Consider the following 17,266-nt stretch of genomic DNA (forward strand, 5'->3'; position numbering starts at 1 on the left):
GACGTGAGATGTGTGATCGTCGACTTTTCCTCACAATCGGCATCGACTTCACGGTAGGCCCGTACGGCATCGATGAGAGCGCGCATCCCATTGATCGGGAGACCGACGTCGCCGACTTCCGGTGCGTTCCAGACCGGGCCCACCGTTGTTCAGATCCCCCTCAGGACGTCAGATGACAGGCGACGAAGTGCTTCGGTCGCACCTCGCGGATCTGCGGCTCCTGCTCGGCACAGATCGACTCTGCCCGTGGACATCGCGTGCGAAAGCGGCAGCCACTGGGTGGAGCGATCGGGGAGGGCAGGTCACCGGAGAGGGTGATCTCCACGGGCACTACATCGGGATCGGGTTCAGGGATCGCAGACAGCAGCGCCTCGGTATACGGATGCAGCGGTTCGGCGTAGAGCAGATCCGGGGAGGCGACCTCGCATACCTTTCCCAGGTACATGACCATGACTCTGTCGCTGACATTCTTGACCACAGCGAGATCATGGGCGATGAACAACAGCGTGAGGCCGTAGCGTTCCTTCATGTCCTCGAGGAGGTTGAGGATCTGGGCCTGTACCGACACGTCGAGTGCGGACACCGGCTCGTCACAGATCACCAGCTCGGGCTCCACTACCATGGCGCGGGCAATGGAGATTCGCTGACATTGACCACCCGAGAACTCGTGCGGTCGCCGGTCTCCCGCGACATCCGGATCGAGTCCGACTACGGAGAGAATGTCGTCGACCATCGCCTGCTTCTCCGCCCGGCTGCGGCCGCCGGCCACATCGAGTCCTTCGGCGACGATGTGCCGCACCTTGCGTAACGGATTGAGAGACGAAATGGGGTCCTGAAAGATCATCTGAAGGGTGCGTCGCGCAGACCGGAGTTCGCGCGGGGACATCGCGGCAAGATCGTCACCCTTGAATTTCACCTCACCCGATGTGGGCTGGGGGAGCTGCATGACCGCTTTGGCCACGGTCGATTTGCCGCAGCCCGATTCGCCTACCACGCCGAGTGTTTCACCGCGTTTGACATCGAAACTGATGTCCGACACCGCATGTACCTTTCCGGCGCGTCCGGTGTCGTACTCCACCACCAGATTACGCACGGTGAGCAGCAGGTCGTCGTTGTCTGCGTCGCGCAGGTGCGCGGTTCCTGTTCCTGCCATCTACAGCACGCTCCTCGAATCCACGGGAAGACCTGCGGCGGTCTTTCCTTCGTTCAGATTGGTCGTCCACGCGTCCGCGCCGGCGGGGGTACCGACGGGGAAGAAGCAGGCGTGGCGATGTCGATCACCGGCCGTGCCCTCCGCGCTCAGCGTCGGCGTTTCCACAAGGCAGCGTGGCCGGGCATGCGGGCAGCGCGCCGCGAATGCACATCCTGGCGGAGGGTCGACAACCGTCGGCGGGCGACCCGGAATCGCACGCAGCCGAGTGTGGCTCGGATCCGAGATCCGCGGGATCGATCCGACCAGTGCGCGTGTATACGGATGCCGCATTTCGCGGAAGAGCACCGTGGTCGGCGCCTGCTCCACGACGCGGCCGGCATACATCACGGCGATCTCGTCGGATCGACCCGCGACGACACCGAGATCGTGCGTGATGAGGACCATCGCCATGCCCTGCTCGCGTTGCAGACGCTCGAGCAGCGTGAGGATCTGATGTTGCACCGTCACATCCAGCGCTGTCGTCGGCTCGTCGGCGATCAACAGGCGAGGGGAGCACGCCAACGCCAAAGCGATCACCACGCGCTGACGCATTCCTCCCGACAGATTGTGCGGATACTGCTTCAGTCGCTTGCGCGGCTCGGGTATTCCGACCAGGTCGAGCAGTTCCTCGGCTCGGGCCAGCGCATCGGATCTGTTCAGCGGCAGATGCCGGCGCAGCGTTTCGGTGAGTTGCGCACCGATCGTCAGCACGGGGGTGAGCGAGGTCATCGGATCCTGGAAGACCATCGCCAGTTGCGCACCCCAGAGCTTGCGGGCCTCATCGCGCCCGAGTGCGGCGGTGTCGCGTCCTTCGAACTCGATGCGTGAGCCCGGCAGCACTACCGCACTGGGGGCGAGGATATTCATCACCGCCCGCGACAACACCGACTTGCCCGAGCCGGATTCTCCGACGATGCCGAGTGTGCGACCCGGCGCGACGTCGAGGGTGACTCCGTCGACCGCTCGCACCATGCCGCGCGGCGTATCGAACCAGACGCGCAGGTCGGTCACCGACAACGTCGGTGCATCGGTCTCCTGTGGTCGCTGCAGTACCTGGGTCACGGCACCGATGTCCTTTCCGTTGACGGTCACAGCGACGACTCCCGTCCGACTCGTCCGCGCGCCCAGTCGCCGACACGGTTGAGGGAGAAGACCGTGAGGAAGAAGAACACGCCGGGGACGAGCACCAGAGCCGGATTCTCGTAGAGGCTTTCGCGTCCCGCCGCGATCATCCCGCCCCAACTGGGGGCCGGCGGGGGAACACCGAGCCCGAGAAAGCTCAGCGATCCCTCGGCCACGACGAGCGTGGCCGCGACGACGGTGGCGAACGACACCACCGGCAGAAGAGCATTGGGCAGGATCTCGCGGCGGAGAATGCGGGCGCTGGTCGACCCCATGGACTTCGCCGCCATGACGAACTCGCGCTCCGCGTAGGCGATGGTATTGGCACGAGTGATGCGTGCAAACGTCGGCGCACCCACCACCCCGAGACCGATTGCGAGTGTCACCGCGCTCGGCTCTCGCAGCGCTACGAGGGCGATCAGCAGAATCAGCGGTGGAAAGGCGAGGATCGTGTTCGTGGACAGATCGAACACCACGTCGAATGCGCGACGGAAGTAGCCTGCGATGAGGCCGGCTGCCGTGCCGATAACCATGGCGAGCAGTGTCGCGCCGATCGCCACCGACAATGAGACCCGCGCGCCGTGTAAGGCACGGCTGAGTTGATCGCGGCCGAGTTGATCGGTGCCGAGGATGTGCCCGGGGTCCTGGAAGGGCGGTAGCGAGTACAGGTCGCCGATCGCGTCCGGAGCAGGTAGCGGAAGCAGGTCGACGAACACCGCCGCGAGCACGATCAGGACCAGCCAGCACCCGCCCAGGAGCGCACCGATATCGCGTCGACGTCGTCGACGTCGCCCGATCAGTTCTGTTGCGGCGGGAGGCGGATCGAATTCGTCCACCGGCGTGCTCTCACCGGGCGTGTCGAGCACGGGAACCGACTCGTCCGCGACGACGGCTCCGGGTTTGTCGAGACTATGGCTCACGACGCCCTCACCCTCGGGTCCAGGAGCGGATAGGTCAGGTCGACAAGGGCATTGAGCAACACGTATGCCACGGCCACCACCAGCACGATTCCTTGCACCAGCAGGAAATCCCGTCCGGTGATCGCGGTGATCACCAGTGTGCCGAGACCGGGAAGCGAGAACAGCGTCTCGACGATCACCGTTCCCCCGATCAGACGACCCAGCGATACGCCCATCACGGTCAGCAGTGAGAACGCCGACGGGCGCAGCGCGTGTATCAGCAGGATTCGCCGGGTGGACAGTCCTCGAGCACGGGCAGACAGGACGAAATCCTGCTGCAGTGTGGCCACCATGTCGTTTCGGAGCAGTCTGATGAATCCCACGGTTTCGACGGCGGCGAGTGTCACGACCGGGAGAATGAGACCGCGCACGTGCGGCACGAATCCTTCGGACAGTGGTGTCCACCCGGTCACCGGCAGCGCACCCAGCGTCACCGCGAAGACGAAGACGAGCAGCACACCGAGAAGGAAGCTCGGAATCGACAGGGTGATCGAGCACAGGAACGTCGCGATGCGATCGACGATGCCGCCGGGTCGATATCCCGAGTAGATGCCGACGGGGATCGCGACGAGTAGCGCGAGAACGATGGACAGCGTGGCCAGCTCGATGGTGACGGGAAGTCGTTCGAGGATCGACTCGGTCACCGGAACCTGCGACTGCATGGAACGTCCGAGATCGCCCTGCAGGGCGCCGCCGAGCCATCCGAAGAATCGCTCTACAGGTGATCCGTTCAGACCGAACCGCTCTTCGGCAGCCGCACGCATCTCCGGTGTTGCGCCCTCGGGGAGCACGGAAGCGAGACGGTCGCCGGGAATCGTCTCGAGCAGAACAAATGTCGTGACACTCACCAAGATGAGCACCGCAACGAGTTTCGCGAGATGTCGTGCTACGGCATGACGCATCATTGCACCCAGGCCAGTTCAGGACGGAACCAGTACTGGTATGCCGGTTCGATTCCGTGCACGTTCGACGGGCTGATCAGGTCGGTCCGGGCATGGCGCCAGAAGCGGTATGCGTTGGTGTCGACCAGTTCGTTGATGGCGGTCTTGTAGGCGCTCTCCACCGTCGCCGGATCGTTCGAAGTGTGGGTCAGGTCGAGAGCGTCGTCGACCGTCGGGTTCGAGTAGCCGGAATTGTTGGACGACCCTCCGGTCCGGAAGACCTTGTTGAGATTGTCGGGATGGGCGCCACCCAGACCACTGACGATCAGGTCGTAGTCGCCGGACGTCATCGCGCCGGCAAAGGCCGCGCCCTCGAGGGGGACGATGCGCACGCGCAGGCCGTCGACTTGCTGCAATTGGGACTGGATCAACTCGGCGGTCTGGCTCAACACCGGGCTCCCGGCGGTGAGAACGTAGGTCAGCTCGAGGTCGCCGCTGCCGGTACGGGCGCGATAATCGTCGATGAGCCGCTGCGCGCCTTCAGTATCCGGCGCAGGCCACGCCGAAGCCGGATCGTAGAGCGGGCTGTCTTCGGGTGTGAAGCCGGTAGCCACCGGTTCGCCGGGATAGACGGCGTTCATGATCTGCTCGTTGTCGATCAGTTTCGCAATCGCGGTGCGCACATCGGGATCGGCGAGGGCACCACGGTGACTGAGACGTACCCCGGTTCCGCCGAGAATCGGAGCATGAACGACGTTCATGCCGGCGCTCTCGGCTCGGTCGGCGTACTTCTGCACGGTGACGGCCATGACGTCGACTTCACCGGCTTGCAGAGCGTTGAAACGCTGGTCGTCGGCGGGAATCGTCTTGAGCACGAGGCGGTCGACATAGGGCCGAGGCTGGTCCCAGTAGCCCGGATTGCGGTCGAGGGTCATCTCGGTGCCGCGCGCCCAGGAGGTGAGGGTGAACGGTCCCGCGCCGACCGGGTTGCTGCCGAAGTCAGGACCCTTCTCCTTGATCGCGGTGGGCGAGGCGATATAGGCGAGTGCTTCGGTGAGACCGAAATCTAGCTGGTAGTTCACATCCTGGGCAGTGACCGAGAGCGTTGTAGGGTCGACGACCTCCCAGTCGATCGTCTTGGCGACGGCGGCGCTCGGCGACAGCAACGCGGGATCGAGAGCGCGATCCCAGTTGAATGCGACGGCAGCTGCATCGAACGGGGTGCCATCGGTGAAAGTCAGGCCTGGACGTAGCTTCAGCGTCCAGGTCTTTCCGTCCTCGGTGGTGAACGACTCCGCCATTCCCGGCTCGATTTCGCCGGTGTCGAAGTCGTAGTTGAGAAGCGCGCCGTACACGGCCTGGCACGGAGCGACACCGATACCGATTGCGCAGGTCGCGGGATCGACGGATTGTGATTCGGTGTTGAACGCGTACACCAGAGTTCCACCGCGTACGGGCTCTCCCGCCGGCCCGGCAGGCGATGCAGCCTCGCCACCGCAGGCGGACACGAACAGGGTGACAGCGGCGCCGATCGCGGCGGCCGTCACAAGGCGGGGTCGAATCTTCACAGCACACTCCTCGGTGTAACCGGCAAACGGACATGGTGGACGCAAGAACCGAAGGCCACAGGTGCATTAGGTCACGTACCGCAGCACCGCCAGAACGAGTTGTTCCACTGAGTGGGTGGTCGGATGGCCCAGCGCTCGTCCGAATACCTCTATGGAAGAGAACGTTTTTCGGAGTTTTCCGAATTGTGGCGTACGAAACCATGAGGAGCAGCATGAAGGATCTGCGCGGCCGCGTTGCCGTCGTCACCGGCGGGGCGAACGGTATCGGACTGGGTCTCGCGGAGCGATTCCTGCAGGAAGGCATGAAGGTCGTCATCGCCGATATCAACGAGCAGGATCTTGCGAGAGCAGAGCAGTCGCTGGCCGCCTCGGGTGAGGTCCTTGCCGTGACGACGGACGTGTCGCGGGAAGACTCGGTTCAATCGCTCGCGGATGCTGCGGTTGCCCGGTTCGGTGGGGTACACGTGTTGTGCAACAACGCAGGTGTCGGCGGGACTCAACGCTTCGACACCGTCGGCCAGGCGACATGGGAATGGACGATCGGAGTCAATCTGTGGGGTGTCGTGCACGGTTGCCGGATATTCCTTCCGATCCTGGCGGCGCAGGACGAAGCGTACATCGTCAACACCGCATCGATGGCAGGCTTCACGTCGGGTCCGTACCAGGCAACCTACAAGGCGACGAAAGCCGGTGTGGTGGCCCTGTCCGAGTGCTTGGCGAACGAGTTCGAGATCGAGTACCCGCACGTGGGTGTCGCGGTGCTGTCTCCGGCGTACACGTCCACGTCGATACGCAACGACGAACGCAACGCTCCTCCCGGACACATTCCGCGTGCTGTAGCCGACCCGAGGCTCAACGAACGACGCGAATCCGTCTACAGCACGCTGGAACAGGAAGGGATATCTCCCGCAGAGATCGCCGGCATGGTGGTCGCCGGTATGGCGGCCCGCAAGACGCACATCTTCCCCCACCCCCAATGGTTCGAGGCCTGGCAACAGCGCGTGGACAAGGTCCGAAGCCAGCTCTGACCCCGACATCGCACACCGGAACATCGATCCGGGATGTTCCCCTCAGCGAAGGAAAAATCATGAAGGAACTCGCAGGACGCGTTGCCGTCGTCACCGGCGGTGCAAACGGGATCGGCCGTGGCCTCGCCACTCGATTCCTGAAGGAAGGAATGAAGGTCGTCATCGCCGACCTCGATGAAACAGATCTCGCCGAGGCGGCCACCGAACTCGGCGCCCTGGGCGAGGTACTGCCGGTCCGGACCGATGTCGCCGACGCCGATTCGATCCGCGCGCTCGCCGACGCCACCATGGAGCGTTTCGGGGCGGTGCACGTTCTCTGCAACAACGCCGGAGTCGGCGGAATGCAGAGATTCGCAACCACCAGCCTGGCCACCTGGGAATGGACGCTCGGCGTCAATCTGTGGGGCGTTGTCAACGGCTGCAACATATTCCTTCCCCTGCTGGCCGCTCAGGAGGAGGCATACATCGTGAACACCGCGTCGATGGCCGGTTTCACGACCACCGCACCCCTCCACCCGTACATCGCGTCGAAAGCGGCCGTGGTCGCGCTCTCGGAGAGTATGGCGCACGAGTTCGCCACGGAGTTTCCGCACGTCGGTGTCGCGGTGTTGTGCCCGGCCTACACTGCGACAGCCATCCGCAACGACGAGCGCAATGCGCCGGCCGGGCATGTACCGCGAGCACAGGCGGACCCGAAACTGGAGGAACTGCGAGAGCAGGTGAACAGCGACATCGACCAGGGGGTCTCGACCGAGTACGTAGCAGACCTCGTCGTCGCGGCCATGGCAGCCGGCAAGACGCACATCTTCCCGTCGCCGGAATGGCTGGACTACTGGCAGGACCGGGTCGACAGGGTACGCAAGCAGCTCGACTGACTTCGGTGGGCAGTAGGCGGTTCGAATCTTCGTTCCCGCCTACTGCCACGTGGGCACACCCGACGAGGGCCGCCGTCCTCGCTTCAGAACAGGATCATTCCTCTGATGGTCTCGGCGCGGCGAAGGTCGTCGAAGCCGTCATTGATCCGGTCCAACGTGTACGTCTTGGTGATCATGTCGTCGAGGAGAATCTTCCCCTCCATGTACATGCGCAGGAGAAGCGGAATGTCCGACCGGGGATTCGCATTTCCGTACCACGAACCCGTGATCGTCTTTCGCATGGACGTCAGGTCGATCAGGCTCAAATCCACTGTCGTCTCGGCCGGGTCGCCGACCGAGACCTGAACGCAGGTCCCGCCCTTACCGAGCAAGGACATCGCCGGAGCGAGATCTCGCCCGGTCATCACGCCGATAGTGATGACGACGACGTCTGCCATGGCACCCCAGGTCAATTCCTGAACGAGAGTCCGGGCTTCGTCGACCGTCTCGGCGGTGTGTGTAACGCCGAATCGCTTCGCCTCCGAACGCTTGAACGGTGACGGATCGACAACCACGACGTGTCGTGCACCGGACAGTGCCGCGCCCTGAACCGCCCCGCATCCGACGCCGCCCATCCCCAGGATCACCACGGAATCGCCTGACGTGACCTTGCCGACGTAGACCGACGAGCCCCAGCCGGTCGGGACGCCGCAGCCGACGAGGGCCGCTTTGTCGAGTGGTATGTCGGGGGTGATCTTCACGCACGATGCAACGTTGACCACGGTGTGCTCGGCGAATGTGCCCACGACACACATCAGCCGGGCGTCCTGGCCTCGTACGCGGTGCCGGGAGGTGCCGTCCGAGAGTTGGGTTCCCAGGCCGATCTGCGCACCGCTGTCGCATACGCTCGACATTCCCCTGGCGCAGGCGCGGCACTTACCGCAGGCAGGTATGAAGCTGAAGACGACATGGTCGCCGGGGACAAGGTCGGTGACGCCCGGGCCGATCTGCTCGACGACCCCCGACCCCTCGTGTCCGCCGATGAAGGGGTATCCGATGGAATTCGTTCCGTCTCTGAAGTGTTCGTCCGAATGGCACAGTCCGCTCGCGGTCATCCGGACGAGTACCTCTCCCGTCCGCGGCTCGTCGAGGTCGATCTCTTCGACCGACCACGGTTTCTCGGGTCCCCACAGTACCGCTGCGCGAGTCTTCATCCGTCACCCTTCCCGTTGCCTACGAAAGCACTGCTTCTCTGTCGATTAGGGCACGAGCGAGCGCACCGGACGAACCCTGTGTTCCATACAGCGGGCGATCCTGCCGGCAGGCGAGAGGCCGGATATATCAGGAGAATGTCCCGCTCCATGGAATCCGTCCTGGGCAGGTACTGCCGACGATGCCTACCGTGATGCGGATCATGACCCCCCGCCCGGATCACCTCCGGCGGTAGAGAGGAGTCCCCATGACGACCATCGAACGCCATCCGATGATCCCCGTTGCGCCACCTTCCCTGATCGAGAACTTCTACACACCAGAGGAGATCGAGACGATCTTCTCGGTGATTCGTGAGAACGGCCCGTGGCGCCTGATCCTCGCGCATCACTTTTCGTCCACCGAGGAGTATCTGGCGATTTCGGGTGGTAGAGACCGGAAGGCCGATGCGAAGCTGTCGGACTTCGTCGCACCCGTGTTCCGAGGGTTCCTCGGTAACGAAGGTGTCGTCTTCCATCCTGAACTGCAGGACATCTACTTCGGAAGCAAGCTTCTCGACACCGCGAAGTCGCTGCACGGGGCGAAATACGGCATGGTGCACAACCTTCTGTTCAACGTGTGCGGGCCGTCGCACAGCTTCGATGCCGGTCACTTCGACACCGCAGTGTTCCGCGGCATGGGTCTGTTCAACACACCGATCTGGCTTCTCGCGATCATGTCGAAGTGCGGTCTCTTCGACGAGTGGGAGGTCAAGTCGGCGCAGGTTCTCACGTACTTCAACAAGTCCGATGTGGACGGCGGTTTCACTTACTGGCCCGACGGTCCGGACGAGGACCCGGCACGGATCGCAGCACCGTTCTGGAACACTGCGTTCCTGACCGACAATTCTCGGATGTATCACCGCCGAGAAGCCAACGGCGCCAGGGACCAGCGCGATTATCCCGAGTTGGACCTCGCTACCGAGCTGCACCCGGTTGGTGATGACGAATGGTCGGTCCGCAACGGTGACGAGGAAATCCGCCGCTTCGGCGTGGACGAGATGCGTCTGCTCGTGCATTACACCTCGTTGTTGTTCGACGACCTCGACGATGTCAAGCGCTACCAGGACCACACCGACGACCTCACCCGCGAGAAGGTCTTCGGAATGCTGATCGACGACATGCGCGCAAAGGGAGCAGTCGTCGACGAACCGAGCGACCCGATGAACGACACGGCATTCGTGGCGCAACTGACCGAGTTCTACAAGATGGCACCGCGCCGCTACCCGGCCGATGCCCCGATCGACGTGCAGTAAACAGAAGCCGCTGACGTCACGTCCCACCCCGTGTGCACGGGGTGGGACGACGAGGAGAACGGACTTCAGGAAAGAGAAATCCGAGGACGTGAGTGCATCGGCAGGGTTGGGTCTCCTGGCTACTCCGGAACCCTCGTGCCCGCCGATGAACGGGTATCCGATCGAATTGGTCCCGTCGCTGAAGTGCTGGTCCGAATGGCGCAGTCCGCTTGCTGTCAGTTGACGAGTACCTCGCCGGCTCGGGGATCGTCCAGGTCGACCTTTTCGACCGACCAGGGTTCACCAGGGCCCCGCAGTACCGCCGCGCGCGCCTTCATTCTTCGACCTTCCGGTCTCGGGATCCGGTGTAGATGGATTGGTATTCAACGAAGGCATCGAGCCCTTCGGGCCCGAACTCACGCCCGAGTCCGCTGTCCTTCATTCCCCCGAACGGTGCACCGAAGTCCATCTGGTAGTAATTGACTCCAAAGGTGCCCGTGCGGATTCGGCGCGCAAGGGCGACGCCTCGCTCTTCGTCCCGAGTCCAGACGGATCCCGCAAGTCCATAGACACTGTCGTTCGCGATCGCCACGGCCTCGTCCTCGTCTTCGTACGGAATGACCGCGAGAACGGGGCCGAACACCTCCTCGCGAGCGAGGCGACTGCGCGGATCGACGTCGGCGAAGACGGTCGGCTCGACGAACCATCCCGGAACATCGGGCGCGTGTCCACCGGTGACCAGACGTGCCCCGGATTCACGTGCCGACCGGATATGACCGAGGACGCGCTCGCGATGAGTTTGCGACACCATCGGGCCGCAGGTGACGTTCGGGTCGAGAGGGTCGCCGACCACAAGTCCGCGGGCGGCTGCGGCCACTACCTCCACCACCTCGTCGTAACGCGAGCGCGGCGCGAGAATACGCGAGTGCAGAACGCACGTCTGCCCGTTGTTGATGAAGGAAACCGCCATCAGGTTTGCCGCGAAGACGTCGATGTCGGCGTCCTCGAGAACGATGGATGCCGATTTGCCGCCGAGTTCGAGCGTGACCGGCCGGACGAGCCGACCGCAGACTTCGGCGATGTGACGGCCCGCCGCTGTACTACCGGTGAACGAGACCTTGTCGATACCCGGATGGGCGACCAGCGCTGCGCTCACGTCACGTTCGGCGGGAACAATGTTCAAGACGCCGTCGGGTAGCCCCGCAGCTTCGGCAGCATCGGCGAGCACGAACGCGTCCAGCGCGGTTTCCGGTGACGGCTTCACGACCACGGTACAACCGGCCGCGAGGGCGGGAGCGATTTTTGCGGCGGCGATCAACTGTGGAAAGTTCCAGGGCACGATCGCTGCCACGACGCCGATCGGCACCCGCCGCACGATCGTGGAACCACGGGAACTGGGGCGGGTCTCCTCGAGTATCCCCGTCTCGACCAGATTCGCGTACTGGTTCATGATGGTGACCGGGGACGTGACGTTGGCGCCTCGGGACACCAGCGAGGGCATTCCGTTCTCCCGACTGACCAGCTCGGCTGTGAAGTCGCCTCGCGATTCGAGTTCGGCGGCATACGCACGAAGTATGTCGGCACGTTCGGATACCGCCATCGTCGGCCACGGCCCCGAGTCGAACGCCGTGCGTGCCGCATGCACCGCACGGTCGATGTCGGCAGCACCTGCGAGAGGTGTGGTGCCGAGTGGCTTACCAGTCGCAGCCTCGTGCAGGTGCTGGACGTCCAACGACTGCGGTGCACACCATCGGCCGCCGATGAACAGGTTCTTTCGGGTGTAGTCCGGTACGGTCATAACCTATCTCCGTTGGGGTCCGTTCGGTGGGCGGGCGGCGCGGCGGGCACACAAGTGATCGGAAGCTGCTCCGCGTAGGAATTCGCTTTGTTCCTGATTAGGACACGCCTCCAGGTGGGAACGAAACCCGTGTTCCACAGGGCGGGCAATCAGGTCTGCTCGCCTGGATCTTCCACTCGATGGAACAGCTGCGGGGTCGGCGCATTGCGGGTTCGTAACGTGCTGTGTATCACCGTTTCTCTCTACTGGAGCCGTGGGTTGTCCAACGGGCGTCACGAGGGACTCGGCACCAAGGTTCGGTCCGCCGGGCCTATGGATTCCACACCGCGGAGAAGCTGGCCAACGAGACAGGTATAAGAACGCAGGCCGGCTTCCCTCGGTCGCCTCGCTCTACCAGGCACTCGCCGACAACGGCGCTTGACCAGGGCACGCGTGATCACCAGGGCAATGCCGGTTTCGGTCGTATACCGGTGACACCTCTACAGACTCTGTGCAATTTCGATGAGGTGGCCTTCCGGGTCTTTCACGAATGCCACGGCGAACCCGAGGTCCGGCATTCGATCGATCGGTGTGTCGACGGTTCCTCCTGCTGCTTCGACGGCGCGCACCGCAGCCTCGACATCGGGAACATCGAAGCCGAGCACGGCTTCGCCGGGCGGCGGGGTTGCTCGCTCGATATAGCGCCACACGATCAGGGATGAATCATCGCCGCGTCCGCTGGTGAGGATGATCTCCTCGACGGCATCGAAGCCCTCTCCCACTGTGAGCCGATTCTTCTCCACCATCCCGAATGCCGCACGGTAGAACGCGGCCTGCTTTTCGATGTTGTCGACGAATACTTTGACGAAGGCGAATCGAATTCTATTGCTCATATGAATCCTCTGAGTGGTTGGTTGGGTCGGAAAGTGTGTTCGAGCATCGTTTCGGATGAGTTCCCTCTCATCGAGCGCTTTCCGGTTCACCGTGATGTTGCGTCCGGTCATCGTGGCGGGGCAGTCGGCGGGGGCGTTCCATCATTTGCTCGGGGACGGCATATCCGACGTCGACAAGGAGTGGCGGAGGAAAATACACCGACACGGTGATGCCGGCGTTGGTATCGGAATCGAACGTCGGTCGAAGTCGCACGCTCATCCCGTTGCGCGCGGCGAGTCGCCCGACGACGTACAGACCCATCTGACGCGGAGCGAAGAACTCGGCGTCGTTGCCCGCGGCGAGGTGGTTGTTGATGTCGTCGAGCGTCTCGGGGGGTACACCGATGCCGGAATCGGCGATCTCGAGCAGGAGACCTCCTCCGACTGCCGTCGAGAACTCGAAGGTCACCGGTGACGTCGGCGGCGACGCGCGCAGTGCGTTGTCGACAAGTTCGGCAAGTAGATGGACTACGTCGGAAACGGCGACACCGACGAGATAACCACTGGGCGTCCTGCCGATGCGGACGCGTTGGTAGTTCTCGACCTGCGACACGGCGCCGCGCAGGATGTCGTTGAGTGGAGTAGGAGCGGTACGGACGCGGGAACGCGAACCGGCGAGCACGAGAAGCGAATCGCCGGTGCGGAGGATGCGTGCGGCGAGGTGGTCGAGAGAGAACAGACTTTGCAGCCGGAGCGGGTCCTTTTCTCGGTATTCGAGTGATTCGATCAGTGAGAGCTGCTGTTCGACAAGAGTTTTGTGACGTCTGGCCAGGGTCTCGAGCATCGTGGCGACCTGCCGGCGCAGATGCGCTTGCTCGCCGGCCAGGCGGATCGCTTCGGAGTTCATCGAGTCGACTGCGCGGGCGAGTTCTCCGATTTCCTCGGTGGTGTGCAGATCGATCGGCGCGAGCCGAACCGTATCGATATCTGCGCCGTCCTTGATGGCTGCGATGGCAGCAGGAAGCTCATCGTGTGCGGACGCGAGGGTGCTGTCGCGCAACCGCCGAAGCGGACGAGACAGCGCTCGGGCGACGGCCAGAGCAACGATAAGAGCAGTCACAAGGATCGCGGCGATGATCGCTGCGTCTCGGATCGCGGTTGTTCGACTGCTCGAGATGAGTTGGTCCAGCGTGGTGGTGATCTGCACGATCGCGAGGCCGTTCATATCTTGATACGGGACGAATGCCGCGAGCATTGCGTCGTTCAATTGTGCCTCGGTGCCCCGACCGGAAACGAGGTCGGCGAGCTGGGTCTGCCGGAGTACCAGATTGCTGAGCAGTTCGTCGAGCTTACCTTGGTCGAGCGAAGTGTCTTGCAGGAGGAGCAGAGTGGACTCCTCGACGTTCAGAGCGTTCTCAGTGATGATGTGTGCGGCCTCGGGGTTGCGGCCGAGTAGGGCGAGTGCGTTTGCCTGGTCGAGAAGTGTCCGCTGAGCATTCCACGCGTTGAGCATGTTGGTGCCGGCAGTCAGTATCTCTGTGTTCTCGGCGAGATCGAGGACGGTCCGGAAGGCCGCTTCGCATCGGATCAGGAAATCGATCGTGTGTTGTCCGAGTTCTTCGGTCGACATGCCGCTGCTGTGGGAATTGTCGTAGATCGTTCGGCCGTCGGCGATGAGTTGTGTGATCCGCTCGGCGATCGGGGCGCTCAGCTTCGCCGAGTCTGCGTGCAGTTCCAGGTTCTGGGTGGATTCGGCGATGTGTTCCTGGTTGCTGATGGGGGGAAGCCCGAGGCTGATGGCGGTGGATGCACTGACAACGACATTCGAGAAGTCGAACAGTGCGGGGATGATTGCGACTTGCTCGGACAAGACATCGAAGCGCTGGGCTTCGTCGAGTTGCGTGGTGACTCGCAGAGCACCGAATACCACAGCAGCGAGAATTGGAATCGCCAGTAGGACGGCAAGTTTACGTGACAGACGCCAATTCGACAGATTTACTGACCGCGACCGGACATGGTTCATCAATCGATTCACAGTATCCCCCATTGCGTTTTGCCATAGACCCTTGCTGAGCCCAGCTATTCGTGGTAGCCAGGACGGCTCGCCAGGGTGGTCACATGTGTGAGCCGCCGTCGACGCGGACCTCGGTCCCGGTGATGAAGTACGCGTCGGGAGAGCCGAGCATCGCGACTACCGAGGCCACCGAATCGGGCCCGGCGAAGATCGCGCCTTCGGGGAGAGGTAATGACGGGGAGAGCTTGGTGAAAAGGGTGAAATCCGCGTCCGCAGGCAGGCCGGGGCCGGTACTCTGCTTGGCCTCGCCGGTGCTGTCGGTCATACCTGAGGAGATCGAGCCCGGCTGTACCGCGTTGAAACGTATTCCCTCCCTGCTGAATTCCAGGGCCAGAGCGTGGGTCATCGACTGGATGCCGCCCTTGGAGGCGGCGTAGGCCGACATGTACGGATGGGCGAACATCGCCGACGTGGAACTGAAATTGACCACCGCCGGCTCGTCCCGATACGCAACGCGGCGATCGACTCCCTCGTCACGAGGAATGTGCCCACGAGATTGATCCGCAGCACCTGTTCGAATTCGGCCAGTGTCGTCTGCTCGAAATGCGCTGACCGCAGCACACCCGCTGCATTGACCACGGTGTCGAGGCCCCCAGGCGCTGTACCGCGTCGGTGACGCCACGGCGCACCGATTCCTCGTTCCCGACATCCATGACGACGGTGCCCAGACGATTTCCGGCATCGGGAGCCTTCGCAAGCGTGTCCTGCAGTCCGGCTTCGCTGATATCGGCGGCGACGACGCTTCCACCTTCGTCGAGTATGCGTAATACGCTCGCCTGACCGATGCCGGAACCACCACCGGTGATCAGGACACGACGGCCGTCGTAACGCTGAAGCTGTGCCATTCGAATGAACTCCCATTCTCGAAGACCCGCCCTACCGAACGGGCCGGGAAGAGTCCCGACGCCGCCCAGGATGGCGCCCCGGTCGAGGGATATGAATCCGAACCTCCCACTGAATGGGCCATTGCACCGGATCCTGCGCCTTCTGGCGATCCGGCCGACGAACTCCGCCGCTACTGTGCGGCCGACTCCTCGCAATGACCCTCCCGTTCAACGGGAGGTACCCGCCCAGCACGTCCGGACGCGCATACATAATTCAGCGCCCGTCAGAAGTGATGCGAATCACTTAACTTGGGAAACTGTGCCCGACGTCTCCTTTCGTCGGTCATCACCATCGTTGAAGGAGTCCCCGTATGAACTCGAACGGTCGGAATCGACAGTTCCGGACAATTGCCGGAGCGAGTGCACTGCTGATCGCAGGCACGTTCGGCCTTGCGGCATGCGCCACCGACGAACCGCAAGACGACACACCGGCCGCTGCAGCCGGGTCCACCTCGGACTTGCCGAGCGATCAGGCGAGTGGCGACCCGGTGAAAATCGGGTTCGTCTCGACCGAGGGCGGTGCAGCGGTATCACTGCCGGAGATGCGCGAGGGAGCCGAAGCAGCGGTCGAATACCTCAACAACAACGGTGGCGGACTTGCGGGACGGCCCGTCGATCTCGTCGTTTGCAAGCAGCAGGAGGAGCCGACGTCGGCGACGGCCTGCGCGAACCAGTTCGTCGAACAGGACGTTGCAGCCGTGCTGTCGCCGGGAACGTCCATGGGACCCGCCATCGTTCCGATTGTCATCGGTGCCGGCATCCCGTACGTCACGCTCAACGGTGTCGCCCCGATCGAACTGACCTCACCCGACGTCGCATCGCTGTCCGCAGGTCTTCCGGGAACTCTGACGGCAGCCGCCACGGCTGCGCAGCAGGAAGGCATGTCCACGTTCACGATGTTCGCCAGCGACGGTGGTGGAATCGCGGCGATGATCGACCAGATGGGCAAACCGATCTTCGAAGGCTTCGGTGTCGAACTCGAGGTGGTTCCGGTCGCACTCGGGATTCCGGACCCCACACCGGTCGTCACGTCGGGTCTGACGAGCAACCCCGACGGAGTCAGCTTCATCGGTGATGCCGCCACCTGCACTTCGGTACTGAAGGCGGTTCAGACGACCGCACCGACAGTGACGAAGGTGTTGATCCCGACCTGCCTGGAAGAGAACGTCGTCAAGGCGATCGGGATCGACAATGTGCAAGGCAATATCGGTATCACCGCGACCGACGCCTTGTCCGACCGGCCGGACACGGTGTTGTTCCGCTCGATTCTGGCGGAGTACGCCCCCGACCTGTCGCCGACCGGATACGGCTCGACCGGCTATCAGACGGTGATGGCGCTCGCCGGTGCAACGGACAGCATCACCGGCGCAGTGGACGCCACATCCATCCGTGAGGCCCTGCGGACAGCTCAGAACGTGGAAATGCCCGCCGGCGGTGGAATCACCTTCACCTGCAACGGAACTGCATTCCCGATGATGCCGTCGATCTGCTCCTCGCAGATGCTGATCGGTGAGATCAACGATCAGGGAATCCCCGAGAACCTGACGGTTACGGGCTGAGGGCCCCGGCCAGA

13 protein-coding genes and 1 pseudogene are annotated in these 17,266 nt (G+C 63.2%); 4 read left to right on the plus strand and 10 right to left on the minus strand.

What is annotated here, in order from left to right; genetic code table 11:
- Positions 1 to 160 precede the first annotated feature (160 nt).
- From ACZ46K_RS11410 to ACZ46K_RS11430, 5 genes are read right to left on the minus strand one after another with little or no spacing between them, the layout of a single operon-like run.
- Positions 161 to 1,153 carry an ABC transporter ATP-binding protein gene (locus ACZ46K_RS11410; RefSeq protein ID WP_464748310.1) on the minus strand — a complete coding sequence of 331 codons (993 nt, stop codon included), beginning with the start codon at positions 1,151 to 1,153 and terminating at the stop codon, positions 161 to 163.
- Positions 1,154 to 2,284: an ABC transporter ATP-binding protein gene (locus ACZ46K_RS11415; protein ID WP_464748312.1), complete on the minus strand. Its 1,131-nt coding sequence runs from the start codon at positions 2,282 to 2,284 to the stop codon at positions 1,154 to 1,156.
- On the minus strand, positions 2,281 to 3,234 hold the full coding sequence (locus ACZ46K_RS11420; protein WP_464748314.1) for an ABC transporter permease: 954 nt from the start codon (positions 3,232 to 3,234) through the stop codon (positions 2,281 to 2,283). The genes ACZ46K_RS11415 and ACZ46K_RS11420 overlap by 4 nt, the downstream gene beginning before the upstream one ends.
- Positions 3,231 to 4,178 (minus strand): ABC transporter permease subunit, encoded by a 948-nt coding sequence (locus ACZ46K_RS11425; protein ID WP_054809953.1) that lies wholly within the window; start codon positions 4,176 to 4,178, stop codon positions 3,231 to 3,233. Before ACZ46K_RS11425 ends, ACZ46K_RS11420 begins: the two co-directional genes overlap by 4 nt.
- The gene (locus ACZ46K_RS11430) at positions 4,175 to 5,722 is read right to left on the minus strand and encodes an ABC transporter substrate-binding protein (protein WP_464748316.1); all 1,548 of its coding nucleotides are present in this window, start codon (positions 5,720 to 5,722) and stop codon (positions 4,175 to 4,177) included. Before ACZ46K_RS11430 ends, ACZ46K_RS11425 begins: the two co-directional genes overlap by 4 nt.
- A 212-nt stretch (positions 5,723 to 5,934) precedes the next feature.
- On the opposite strand from ACZ46K_RS11430, the gene ACZ46K_RS11435 reads away from it, so the two are divergent.
- Positions 5,935 to 6,750 carry an SDR family NAD(P)-dependent oxidoreductase gene (locus tag ACZ46K_RS11435; RefSeq protein ID WP_054805867.1) on the plus strand — a complete coding sequence of 272 codons (816 nt, stop codon included), beginning with the start codon at positions 5,935 to 5,937 and terminating at the stop codon, positions 6,748 to 6,750.
- A gap of 59 nt (positions 6,751 to 6,809) precedes the next feature.
- The gene (locus ACZ46K_RS11440; protein ID WP_054805868.1) at positions 6,810 to 7,625 is read left to right on the plus strand and encodes an SDR family NAD(P)-dependent oxidoreductase; all 816 of its coding nucleotides are present in this window, start codon (positions 6,810 to 6,812) and stop codon (positions 7,623 to 7,625) included.
- Positions 7,626 to 7,708: 83 nt separating this feature from the next.
- Here the strand turns inward: ACZ46K_RS11440 and ACZ46K_RS11445 are convergent, their stop codons facing one another.
- Positions 7,709 to 8,818, minus strand: a complete 1,110-nt coding sequence (locus ACZ46K_RS11445; RefSeq protein ID WP_054809956.1) for an NDMA-dependent alcohol dehydrogenase — start codon at positions 8,816 to 8,818, stop codon at positions 7,709 to 7,711.
- Between the two features lie 245 nt (positions 8,819 to 9,063).
- Between ACZ46K_RS11445 and ACZ46K_RS11450 the strand changes: the two genes are divergently transcribed.
- A complete protein-coding gene (locus tag ACZ46K_RS11450) occupies positions 9,064 to 10,107 on the plus strand; it encodes a hypothetical protein (RefSeq protein WP_464748318.1) in 1,044 nt (347 codons plus the stop codon).
- A gap of 313 nt (positions 10,108 to 10,420) precedes the next feature.
- Here ACZ46K_RS11450 and ACZ46K_RS11455 read toward each other — a convergent pair whose 3' ends face one another.
- The 4 genes and pseudogenes from ACZ46K_RS11455 to ACZ46K_RS11470 all read right to left on the minus strand — a co-directional run bounded on the left by ACZ46K_RS11455 (position 10,421) and on the right by ACZ46K_RS11470 (position 15,654).
- Positions 10,421 to 11,884: an aldehyde dehydrogenase gene (locus ACZ46K_RS11455; RefSeq protein ID WP_054805869.1), complete on the minus strand. Its 1,464-nt coding sequence runs from the start codon at positions 11,882 to 11,884 to the stop codon at positions 10,421 to 10,423.
- A 479-nt stretch (positions 11,885 to 12,363) separates the two neighbouring features.
- Positions 12,364 to 12,756 carry a VOC family protein gene (locus tag ACZ46K_RS11460; protein WP_054809957.1) on the minus strand — a complete coding sequence of 131 codons (393 nt, stop codon included), beginning with the start codon at positions 12,754 to 12,756 and terminating at the stop codon, positions 12,364 to 12,366.
- A 67-nt stretch (positions 12,757 to 12,823) separates the two neighbouring features.
- Entirely contained in the window at positions 12,824 to 14,665 is a 1,842-nt protein-coding gene (locus ACZ46K_RS11465) for an ATP-binding protein (protein ID WP_054805870.1), read from the minus strand.
- A 184-nt stretch (positions 14,666 to 14,849) separates the two neighbouring features.
- Positions 14,850 to 15,654: pseudogene (locus ACZ46K_RS11470) on the minus strand (SDR family NAD(P)-dependent oxidoreductase).
- Between the two features lie 350 nt (positions 15,655 to 16,004).
- Between ACZ46K_RS11470 and ACZ46K_RS11475 the strand changes: the two are divergent.
- Complete coding sequence (locus tag ACZ46K_RS11475; RefSeq protein WP_054809958.1) at positions 16,005 to 17,252, plus strand: ABC transporter substrate-binding protein; 1,248 nt, start codon at positions 16,005 to 16,007, stop codon at positions 17,250 to 17,252.
- The last annotated feature ends 14 nt before the right edge of the window (positions 17,253 to 17,266 follow it).

The sequence above is a fragment of the Rhodococcus sp. JCM 9793 genome (genome assembly GCF_055380405.1).